Genomic DNA, 10,926 nt, shown 5'->3' with positions numbered 1-10,926 from the left:
CGGTCGTCCTCGAGGCCCATCGCGTAGCCGAAGCTGGCGGGTACCGACCAGCCGATCGAGCCCCACTGCATCTCGATCTCGAACCGCGCGCCACCGGGCAGCCGCGTGTACATGCCGTTGAGCCAGGAGTCGCCGGTCTCCACCAGCAGGGTGGTGTCGGAGTCCAGTTCTTCCTCGATCTGGCGCCACATCTCGACCCGGCTCAGCGGCGCCGACGGGTCGTCGGCCGCCGGCCGCGGCGCCTCCGATGCCGTCCCCCGCAGGCGCTTGTACTGAGTCAGGGTCGCGTCGTTGGCCGCCACCTTCTTGGCGAGGTCGGACAGGAAGTCCGCCAGCGCCACGCCGGTGAACTCGGCGTCGGGGAAGCGCACCACCCGGGGCTCGGCGTTGATCATCCGCTTGCGCGGCGGCATGGCGCTGTATCCGACCGTGGTGTAGTCGTTGAACACCGGACCGGCGGCCACGATCAGGTCGGCCCAGTCGACGATGGCCTGGCACTGCGGGGTGCTCACCTCGCCCCAGTAGATCCCGGCATATTGCGGGTGGTCTTCCGGGAAGAACCCCTTGGCGTTCGGCATCACCGCCACCGCGCACCCCAGCGCCTCGGCGAGCTCACGGAAGGCGTCGATCGCACCGTAGGCGCGAAGGTGCACGCCCGCCAACAGGATTGGCTTTTTCGCCCGGCCGATGAGGTCGGTCGCGCGGGCGACGGCGTCGGCCAGCATCCGAGCGTTGCTCGGCTGCCACGCCGGCAGTTCCGAGAACGGCGCCGGCGCCGCACAGGGCGCGGCCGACAGGTTGCACGGGATCTCGATGTAGGCGGGCTTCCGTTCGCGCAGCGCCGCGCTGATCGCCTCGTCGATCATCGCCGGTGCGTTGTCCGGGTGCTGGATGCGCACCGCCGCGCAGGTCACCTGGCGGAACACCTCGTATTGCGCGGTGAAGTCGTGCGTGCCGACCGTGTGGTGCAGGATGTGGTTCTCACCCGCGTCGTTGGTGTTGGGGCTCGAGGACACCATGATCACCGGCAGGCGTTCGGCGTGGGCGCCGGCCACCCCGTTCAGCGCCGAGTACGCCCCGACGTTGAACGTGGTGAGCACCGCACCGACGCCGTTCACCCGGGCGTAGCCCTCGGCCGCATAGGCGGCGTTGAGCTCGTTGCAGCAGCCGATCTGCTCGACGTTCTCGTTTTCCAGCAGCTCGTCGAGCAGGACGAGGTTGTAGTCCCCGGGGACCATGAAGTAGTGCTTCAGCCCGATCTGCTCGAACCGTTTCGCGAGGTACTTCCCCACGGTGAAGTCAGCCATGATTGCCTTCCTTTGCGTTGAGCCACTCGGGGATTGGTTACTCGGGCGCGTCGATCGGCACGACGTTGATCAGCTTCTTGTTGACGAACTCTGCAATGCCGATGCCGGAGAGTTCGTGCCCGTAGCCCGACAGCTTGACGCCGCCGAACGGCAGGTCCGGCTTGGTCCAGGTGGGGTGGTTGACGAACACCATGCCGGTCTCGATGCGCTTGGCCACCTCGACGCCACGCTGCGGGTCCTGGGTGAACACCGAACCGCCGAGCCCGAAGTGCGAGTCGTTGGCCAGCCGTACGGCGTCGTCCTCGCTCGTAGCGCGGAAGAACAGCGCCACCGGCCCGAAGAACTCCTGGTAGTACGCGGGGTTGTCCGGGGTCAGGTCGGTCAGGATCGTCGGCTGCACGAACGCACCCGTGGTGGGCACCGGCACGCCGAGCGGGATGGCCGTCGCGCCGGCCTCGACCGCGGCCTTGATCTTGTCGTTCAGCTCGTCGGCCGCACCCTGGCTCGACATCGGCGGCAGGGTCGTCCCCTCGTCGAACGGGTCGCCGGCCTTGAGCTCGCCGAGTGCGGCGGAGAACCGCTCCAAAAACTCGTCGGCGATCTCCTCGGCGACGATGATCCGCTTGGAGGCCACGCAGCACTGCCCGCCGTTGTTCATCCGGCCCCACACCGCCCACGGGACGGTCTTGTCCAGGTCGGCGTCGTCCAGCACGATCAGCGCGTCCGAGCCGCCCAGCTCCATGGTCGACTTCTTCAGGTTCTTGCCGGCCCGGGCCGCGACGACGCTGCCGGCGCCCTCGCTGCCGGTCAGCGACACTCCGCGCACCCGCGGGTCGTCGATCAGCATGTTGATCTGTTCCTTGGTCGCGAACAGGTTGGTGTAGGCGCCCTCAGGGAAACCCGCCTCCAGCAGCAACCGCTCGAAGGCCGCCGCGGCCTGGGGGACGTTGGAGGCGTGCTTGACCATGACCACGTTGCCGGCCATCAGGTTCGGGGCCGCCACGCGCGCCAGCTGGTAGAAGGGGAAGTTCCACGGCTGCACGCCCAGGATCACCCCGAGCGGTTGGCTGACGAGCATCGCGTTGTCGTTGACGCTGATCGTGTCGATGCGCTCCGGCGCCAGGAACTTCTCGGCGTTGTCGGCGTAGTAGGCGAAGATGTGCGCGCTCAGCGCCACCTCGCCCAGCGCCTCCCTGTACAGCTTGCCCATCTCCAGCGTCAGCAGGCGAGCGAACTCGTCGGGCCGCTCGGTGAGGACGGCGGCGGCGCGCCGGCACAACGCGGCGCGCTCGGCGTAGGACGTCTGGCTCCAGGACTCAAATGTCTTCTGCGCCTGGGCGAGCAGGTTCATCGCCTCCGCGTCGGTGAGCTCGTCGAAGGTGGCGACAACCTCGTTGTTGTACGGGTTGACGGTCCGGTATGCCATGGTTGTTCCTCCATTTTCAGGCGCCGGCTGATGGCCGGCGCTGTGGACGTAGTCGCCTAGCTCTGAAACTTCGCTTGACGCAAGCGCTTCCGCGCAGCTCCTTGCCTGCGCGGTGCTGTAATCAGCATGCTGACCGGGCAGGAGCGTGTCGTTACGGCCACCGCCAAACGGGCATACCTGCCAGCAGGTATTTCGGCCGGTGGTTTGAATTCTGACGATTCGTCAGGATCGTGATGCGTGCCAACGAGATTCGCGCAGCGAACCTGACGGCGCCGAATTTGGTGCTGGCCGGTGGGCTGGTCTGGGGCTGGCAGGAAGCTCTCAACCGGCGCCGGCGGCGACACTCGGGAGGGGCGGTTCGCGCCCGGTAACGCCTCTGGCTGGGAATCGCAATTCGAGCACAAGGGAGATCAGCGTGATGAGGAACTTCAAAATCGCTTTGGCAGCGGCCTGGGTCGCCATGGTGGGGCTGGGCCTGGCGCCGCTGTTGGCAACGGACGCCTCGGAGAATTCGGCCGACTGTCCCCAGGGTTGGTACTGGGACAACTACCGGCAGAACTGCCTGCCGCCGGGCTTGCCCAAGGATCCGCCGAACGGATGCCTGACCGGCGACGGCACGCATTTCAACGGCACCATCTGTGTCAACTGATCCTTCGACGGCACTCTGAGCGGTGTTCCTGTGGGCTTGCGACTTTCATGGCATCGCTGCGGTGCGATCCGGACTCGCTACGCTCGCGTCATCGGGCCAGCCGCGGCATTAGCCGGTGCGCGTTCTCGGTCGTCACCGCCCGCCAGCCGGCTGTGCCGGTGGGTCCGGGCGTGTTCGTGAAGACGGCGGTGTGGAGCTCGGCGACCGGCGCCGGTGTCCACGGGTAATCGCTGCCGTAGAGGAGGCGGTCGCTGTCGACCAGGCTCAGCAGCGCGGGGATCTGGCGGGGGAACGCAGTGCCGGCGGTGTCGTAGTGCAGGCGGCGCAGGATCGTGATCGCGTCGGTCGAGCCGTCGTCGACGTGTCCGGCCAGCTTCATGAACCCGTTGACCCGGTCGGCGATCACCGGTAGAGCGCCGCCGCAGTGCGGGACGATGACCTGAATGCGGTTGTGGCGCTCGAAGGTACCGGCAAAGAGCAGGTCGGTGACGGTTCGCGCGGTGTCGAAGATGAATTCGATCATTGGGCGCGGACGGCCGAGGGCGCTCTGTTGCCAGCACACCGGCGAAGTGGGATGGATCAGGACAACGGCGGCGCGACGGTCGAGTTCGACGAAGACCGGCTCCAGTCGTGCGTCACCGAGGTAGGTGCCGTCGAAGTTGCTCTCGACAATGACCCCGTCTGCGCCCAAAGAGCCCAGAGCATATTCGATTTCGGCCAGCGCGCCGTCGACGTCGGGCAACGGAAGGGTGGCGAACAAACCGAAGCGCCGCGGATGTTCGCGCACAATGTCAGCGGCGAACTCGTTGAGCCGGCGCGCCAACACCCGCGCGGCGGCGTCGTCACCGAAGTGAACACCTGGAGAAGAGACGGACAGCACCGCGGTGTCAATGCCGGAACGGTCCATCAGTTCCAGGTGCGTTTCCACCGACCAGCTGGGCCAGGTCGGCATGCCGTCGGGCAGTCGATGTCCGGCGGCGCTGGCCAGGTCGGCGTACCAGTTCGTGACGAAATGAGCGTGGACGTCGACGAAACCGGGACGGCGGGAATCACTCATCATCTGTGCTCATTTGCGGTCGGTGCTCTTGGTCAGGACTGCCATGCCGCGCAGGAGCCACGGTGCCCGCCTGGCCACGACCTCCACGGCGCGGTCCGACGGGCGCATCGCGGTGCGTGGGCCGGGGGTAGGCATTGACGCCAGCGCGGCCTCAACCGTTCCCGCCCTGGCACCGCGCGGATCGACCGCCAGCAGTTGCCAGGTGCCGGGCACTCCTCGCAACTCGACGCTGCCGCGGTCGTCGAAGCCTATGCCCGAGCCGATGACAAGGTCACGGACGGTGCGGGAGACGAGGATTTCGCCGGCGCCGGCCTGCCCCAGGATCCGCGCGGCGACATGCACCGCAATCCCGGCTATGTCCCCGTCGAGCAGTTCGCACTCGCCCGTATGGATGCCGGAACGGATTCGTATGCCGAGTGTCTCGGCCTCGGCGCGCAACGCCTCGGCGCACCGGATCGCCTGCGTCGGGCCGTCGAAGGTGGCGAGGTGGCCGTCGCCGGTGCTCTTGACCACCGTGCCTTCGAACCCTTGGGTGAGTTCGCGCATCACTTCGTCGAAGCGCTGCAGGACCGCACGCCACTGGTCGTCGCCCGCCGCCGCCGCGTGCTGCGTCGAGGCGACGATATCGGTGAACAGCACGGCGCGCAGGGCACGACGTGACCGCGGCGGCGCTGCATGGGTGCCCGTGAGGAACTCCTCGATCGCCGTTGTGGTCCTTTCGGGCTCGGTGAACCAGGGCGCATGGTCCACGCCCTCGACCTCGAGCAATTGCGCCCCCGAGATGTGGTCGGCGAGGTATCGCCCGTACTGCACCGGCACCCCGAGGTCCCCTCGGGCGTGGACGATGAGCGTTGGGACGTTGAGGGTCGGCAGGATCGGTCGCACGTCGATGCCGAACGACGCCTCGACGGTCGCCCGTGCCATTCCGGGGCTCGCGCACATCCGCTCCATCATTCCGAGCTGGCGGATCGACCGAACCGACGGCACCAGACACTTGACCGCCCGACCGTCGCCCCAATCCGAGCGGACGGCGTCGCCGAAGTCCTGCCAGCGTTCGAGCTGCTGAATCGTCGGGGTGTATTCGTCACCGAGTTCGCGAACGATACGCGCCCGCACCTCCTCCGGGCTGCGATCCAGGTCGTCCCACTCGAGGCCGCCCAAGGTGGCGTACGTGCCGTGCAGGATCAACGCCCGCGTTCGCTCCGGTCGGCGTGCCGCCCAGACAATGGCCGCCGGGCCACCCTCGCTCAACGCGAGGAGGACGGCCTTCTCGAAGCCAACCGTGTCCATGACGGCCTCGATTTCGGCGGCTCGATCGTCCACCGATCGGACCTTCGGGACCGGGTCCGACAACCCGACCCCGGCCTTGTCGAACACCACGACGCGACAGAAGGTGCCGAGACGCTCGAAGAACGCCTTGTATTCGGGCAGCGTCCAGAACAGCTCGACGTGGCTGACGTACGGCGGGATGAGGACCAGCTCGATCGGCCCGTCGCCGAACACTTGATACGCAAGGCTCAAATCGCCGCAGGATGCGTATGACGTATCCGCCACCGGATGAGCGTACTGCGGCCGTGCCGTAGCCGTCACCGCCAATTCCATTACCGGAAAATCTTTGCCGAGGGCTGATCTGCTCGGCCGCCACGCAATACCGGGCGGGGCGGCGAGGAATTCCAAAAGCCGCGACGGGGGCTTTGCCGAACGTCGGAACGATACATACTGAAAAGATGTCGCCCGGCCGTCGGCGCCTTGTCCGCACGTCAATGGCTGCGCGCGCCAACCCGTCGGTTTGGCCGCGGGCACTTTCGGTGCCCGGGATTGTGGTCACCGCCGCGGCTGGATTCTTGATCATCGAAATCGCGCTGGTCGTTCTCCTCAGTCAAGTGGGACCGGAGGACCCGATCGGCGTGGTCTACGCGGTTCTGTTGGGCGTAATTGTGATCGGCAACTTCGGGGCCGCCGCGGCGGCCGCTGTTTCGGCGGGCGCGAATCGCCGCCGCGAGGCCGAATTGTTGTCCCAGTTGGCTCACATCGTCTCCCGCGCAGGCGATCTATCGTCCGCCGCCCGGGAAGCGGGCCGGCACCTTGCAGCCACCTTCGGCTTGCGGTTCAGGTCCGTGAGTTCGGCGGAGGCGGCCGGCGACGACCGCCCGGGGACGATCACCTTGCACCTGGACGGCGTGCCGTTCGGCGCATTCGAGGTGCCGCATGATCTGCCCCGCGCGACGCGCAGGCGCCTGCTCCGGGTGCTCCCCACCCTGGAGGCCTTACTCACCGCCGCCGGCGACCGGGCCAACGACAGTGCTGTCGGGGGCCGTCACAGCCTGGAACAGTTCTTCGAATTGACCTCCGACCTGATGGTCATTTCCGACCGGGGCAAACTCCTCGACGTCAATCCGGCCTTCGAACAGGCCCTGGGTTACACCGTGGACGAGTTGGCGCCAGCGCCGTTCGAATTGGTGCCGCCGGAAGACATGGATCGATTGAGCGACCAGATAAAAGACCTCTCCAATGGCCTTGGACCGGTTCGTTTCGAGAATCGGGCCACCACCCGCGACGGTTCCGTCCGATGGATCGAATGGAGCGTCACGCCACATCGGGGATTGTTTTACGCCGTCGGCCGGGATGTCACCGCGCAACGCGAAGAAGAAGAGCAGCTCCGCGAAACCCGAATCATGCTCGAAGCCAGCCGCGACACCCTGCGTGAGCTTGCCGAGCACCAGGCGGCGTTGCGGCGGGTGGCCACCCTCATTGCGCGGGGGGCGAATCCGGTGGAGGTTTTCGACGCCGCCTACCGCGAAATGGTGCAGTGCATGCACGTGGCGGATGCGCGGCTGTCCCGCTACGACGACGACGGGACCGCCACGATCCTCGCCGACCGGCAAGGGGCAGGGATGTCGCAGGTCTCGGACGGGGCCCGCCTGGCGGTGGCGGACGACGAACTCCTGTCGAAGGTGTTGAGCACGGGAGAGCCGACGAGCCAAGGGGGCGCCGTCCGTACTGCGTTCGGCGTTCCGGTCATCGTCGATGGCCGGGTCTGGGGAATGCTTTCGGCCACGTCCGCGGAGCGGGAGCCCCTGTCGTTCGATTCGGAGGCGCGCATCGCGGACTTCGCGGATCTGGTGGCCACCGCCATCGCCAACAGCGCGACGCGCGAGCAACTGGATGCCAGCCAGGAACGCCTGCGCGCCAGCCGCGATCGCCTGCGTCAGCTGGCCCGCCATCAGACGGCGTTGCGGCGCGTGGCCGAACTGGTCGCCTCCGATGCGGAGCCCGCCGAGGTGTTCAACGCGGTGGCCGAGGAGATGGCCAACATTCTGGACGTCTACAACGCGACGGTGAGTCGCTACGAAGGCGATGACATCGTCATTGCGGCGCTTGGGCGTCCGGAGATCGACCTGCCCAATCCGCCGGCGGTGGGCGAGCGGTTTCCGCTCGACGGCGACGACGTCGCCGCGATCGTGCGGCGCACGGGACGACCCGCTCGGGTGGACTGCCACGAGCACGTGGTGGGTGCTTCGGCGGCACGCCTGCGGGAGATGGGCATCCAATCGATGGTCGGAGTCCCGATCATGGTCGGTGAACAACTGTGGGGCGTGGCCGCCGTGGGCTCACGGGACGATCCGCTGCCGGCCGACGCCGAGGTGGGCATCGCCGACTTCGCCGATCTGGTCGCGACAGCGATAGTCAACGCGGCGGCGCGCGAGCAGCTGGATTCCAGCCGCAGCAGCTTGCGCGAGCTCGCTCGACGCCAATCGGCTTTGCGCCGGGTGGCGGAACTGGTCGCGCGTGAGGCGCAGCCGGCAGCGGTGTTCCACGCGGTCGCGGAGGAAATTGCCGGCATCCTCGACGTCCACAATGCGACGGTGGTCCGCTACGAAGGCGACGCGACGATCGTGGAGGCCGTCGCGCGCGCCGATTCCGAGATGCCGAACCTTCCGGTGGTGGGGGAACGGTTCGTGATAGAGGGGGACAACATCGCTCTAATGGTTCGGCGAGACGGTCGGCCGGCACGAATCGATGACTACGAGAACGCTTCGGGCGCATGGGCCGCACGCATCCGTCAGGGCGGCCTTCAATCAGTCGTTGGTGTCCCCATCGTCGTCGGCTCGGATTTGTGGGGAGTGCTTGCGGTCGCGGCGCGGACGAAGCTGCCTCCTGAGACCGAAGCCCGGATAGCCGATTTCGCCGACCTGGTCGCCACCGCGATCGCCAACGCGGCTACCAGGGACCAGCTTCGGGCGAGCCGCGACAGTTTGCGCGACCTCGCACGACACCAGACGGCGCTGCGGCGGGTGGCCGAACTGGTGGCGCGCGAGGCCGAGCCCCGTCAGGTTTTTCGGGCGGTGGCCGAGGAAACCGCCGGCTGTCTGGACGTCTACAACACAACCGTCGGCCGGTTCGACGACGATGCCATCGTCATCGAGGCTCTTGGCCGCACCGAGCCGGATCTGCCGAACCCCCCGGCGATCGGCGAGCGGTTCCCCCTGACCGGCGACCACATCGCGCCGATCATCCGGCGCACCGGTCGGCCCGCCCGAATGGACAGCCACGACCATGCGGCGGGCGCGTCGGCAGCGCGCATCCGCGACATCGGGGTGCGGTGCATGGTCGGCGTGCCGATCACCGTGGGCGGACAGGTGTGGGGCGTGCTCGCCTCGGCGTCGCGCGACGAGCCGCTGCCGCCCGACACCGAGGCGCGCATGGCCGACTTCGCCGATCTGGTGGCCACGTCGATCGCGAACGCCGCCACCAGGTTTGAACTTCAAGCCAGCCGTGACAGCCTGCGCGACCTCGCCCGCCAGCAGACGGCGTTGCGCCTGGTGGCCGAACTCGTTGCCCGCGAGGCGGAGCCCGCCGAGGTCTTCACCGCGGTCGCCGAGCAGCTGGGGGAATGCCTGGACGTCTACAACACGACGGTGATTCGTTTCGACGGTGACGACGTGGTCGTGGAGGCAGTCGGGCGCGTGGAGGAGTTGGACATGAGTGCGCCGACGGCCGGCCAGCGTTTCTCGCTGGGCGGTGACCACGTCGCGCCGATGGTGCTGCGCACCGGGAGGCCTGCCCGCATGGACACCCACGACGGTGCGGCCGGCTCGACGGCCGCCTACATCCGCGAGCTCGGCATCCAATCCATGGTCGCGGTCCCCGTCGTCGTCGGTGGCCATGTCTGGGGTGCGGTCGGCGTGGCGTCGCGCGCGGGACCCTTGCCGCCCGACACCGAGTCGCGCATGGCGGATTTCGCGGATCTGGTGGGCACCTCGATTGCCAACGCCGCCACCAGATCTGCGTTGCAGGCCAGCCGCGACAGCCTGCGCGAGCTCGCCGACAACCTGAGCGTGCTGGCCAGGCAGCAGACGGCGCTGCGGCGGGTGGCGACGCTGGTCGCGCAGGGGGTCAGTCAGGCGGAGGTGTTCTCGGCGGTGGCCGAGGAGATGGCCGACTGCCTGGACGTGGGGAGCGCCGAGGTGCTCCATTTCGAGGACGACGGCGCGGCGATCGTCGTCGTGGCCTCCCATGCGGCGCCCGGAGTGGCGCATTTGGAGGTGGGGGAGCGGCTGGGCACCGAGGGCGACAACGTCGCCGCGAGGGTGTTGCGTTCGCGGCGCGCGGCGCGGATGGACAGCTGGGAGGGCGCTGCCGGCCCCATCGCCGAGCGCGTTCGGGAGTTGGGTGTCAGGTCGCGGATCGGGGCGCCGATCGTGGTGGACGAGCGGCTGTGGGGGTTGGCCGTGGTGGCCACCACCGAACACGATCCCTTGCCGCCTGACACCGAAGCTCGCATCGTCGAATTCGCCGAACTGGTGGCGACGGCGATCGCGGCCGCGACCACCCGCGAGGAGCTGTTCGCGTCGCGGGCCCGGATCGTGGCGGCCGCCGACGACGCCCGTCGCCGCCTGGAACGAGACATCCACGACGGAGCCCAGCAACGGATCGTCTCCCTGGGCCTGAAACTCCGTCTCGCGCAGGAGTCGGTGCCACCCGAGTCCGAGGCCCTGAAACACGAGCTTTCCGAGGCGGTTTCGGGTTTGACCGACGTATTCACCGAGCTGCAGGAGATTTCCCGGGGCATCCATCCGGCGGTGCTGTCGACCGGTGGCCTGCCCGCGGCGCTCAAGACGCTGGCCCGTCGCTCGTCGGTGCCCGTCGACCTCGATGTCGCGATCCACCACCGGTTGCCGGAGTCCGTCGAGGTCGCCGCGTACTACGTGGTCGCGGAGGCTTTGACCAACGCGGCCAAGCACGCTCAGGCATCCGAGGTGAGGGTGCGTGCGCACGCCGACGACATGAACCTCACCCTGCTCATCTCGGACGACGGCGTCGGCGGGGCGGACTCGGGTAAGGGCTCCGGGCTGATCGGCCTCAAGGACCGCATCGAGGTGCTCGGCGGCTGGATGCGTGTGGCCAGCCCCCTGGGCGGGGGCACCGCCCTCGACATCACCATCCCGCACCGCACCAACCGAGCAGTGTAAAGCGCTGTGAGGCA

The 10,926-nt window shown here is 68.0% G+C and carries 6 protein-coding genes; 2 read left to right on the top strand and 4 right to left on the bottom strand.

Annotation, left to right across the window (positions count from 1 at the left end):
- Positions 1 to 1,307: alpha-keto acid decarboxylase family protein (locus tag A5696_RS09765; protein WP_067877064.1), on the bottom strand; the 1,307-nt coding region annotated here is incomplete at its 3' end.
- Positions 1,308 to 1,344: 37 nt separating this feature from the next.
- Positions 1,345 to 2,733 (bottom strand): NAD-dependent succinate-semialdehyde dehydrogenase, encoded by a 1,389-nt coding sequence (locus tag A5696_RS09760; RefSeq protein WP_067877061.1) that lies wholly within the window; start codon positions 2,731 to 2,733, stop codon positions 1,345 to 1,347.
- Positions 2,734 to 3,151: 418 nt separating this feature from the next.
- On the opposite strand from A5696_RS09760, the gene A5696_RS09755 reads away from it, so the two are divergent.
- On the top strand, positions 3,152 to 3,382 hold the full coding sequence (locus tag A5696_RS09755; protein WP_067877058.1) for a hypothetical protein: 231 nt from the start codon (positions 3,152 to 3,154) through the stop codon (positions 3,380 to 3,382).
- 88 nt (positions 3,383 to 3,470) lie between these two features.
- On the opposite strand, the gene A5696_RS09750 is transcribed toward A5696_RS09755, so the two are convergent.
- Together A5696_RS09750 and A5696_RS09745 are read right to left on the bottom strand one after the other, a co-directional pair.
- On the bottom strand, positions 3,471 to 4,439 hold the full coding sequence (locus tag A5696_RS09750; protein ID WP_067877085.1) for an amidohydrolase family protein: 969 nt from the start codon (positions 4,437 to 4,439) through the stop codon (positions 3,471 to 3,473).
- Between the two features lie 9 nt (positions 4,440 to 4,448).
- Positions 4,449 to 5,993 carry an adenylate/guanylate cyclase domain-containing protein gene (locus A5696_RS09745; protein WP_067877082.1) on the bottom strand — a complete coding sequence of 515 codons (1,545 nt, stop codon included), beginning with the start codon at positions 5,991 to 5,993 and terminating at the stop codon, positions 4,449 to 4,451.
- 254 nt (positions 5,994 to 6,247) lie between these two features.
- On the opposite strand from A5696_RS09745, the gene A5696_RS27015 reads away from it, so the two are divergent.
- Complete coding sequence (locus A5696_RS27015) at positions 6,248 to 10,912, top strand: GAF domain-containing protein (protein ID WP_197516936.1); 4,665 nt, start codon at positions 6,248 to 6,250, stop codon at positions 10,910 to 10,912.
- Positions 10,913 to 10,926 lie beyond the last annotated feature (14 nt).

It is taken from the genome of Mycobacterium sp. E2699, assembly GCF_001666745.1.
Classification (GTDB): domain Bacteria; phylum Actinomycetota; class Actinomycetes; order Mycobacteriales; family Mycobacteriaceae; genus Mycobacterium.
Note: the sequence above shows the minus strand (reverse complement) of the source record. Positions and strands in the feature narration are given on the sequence as shown.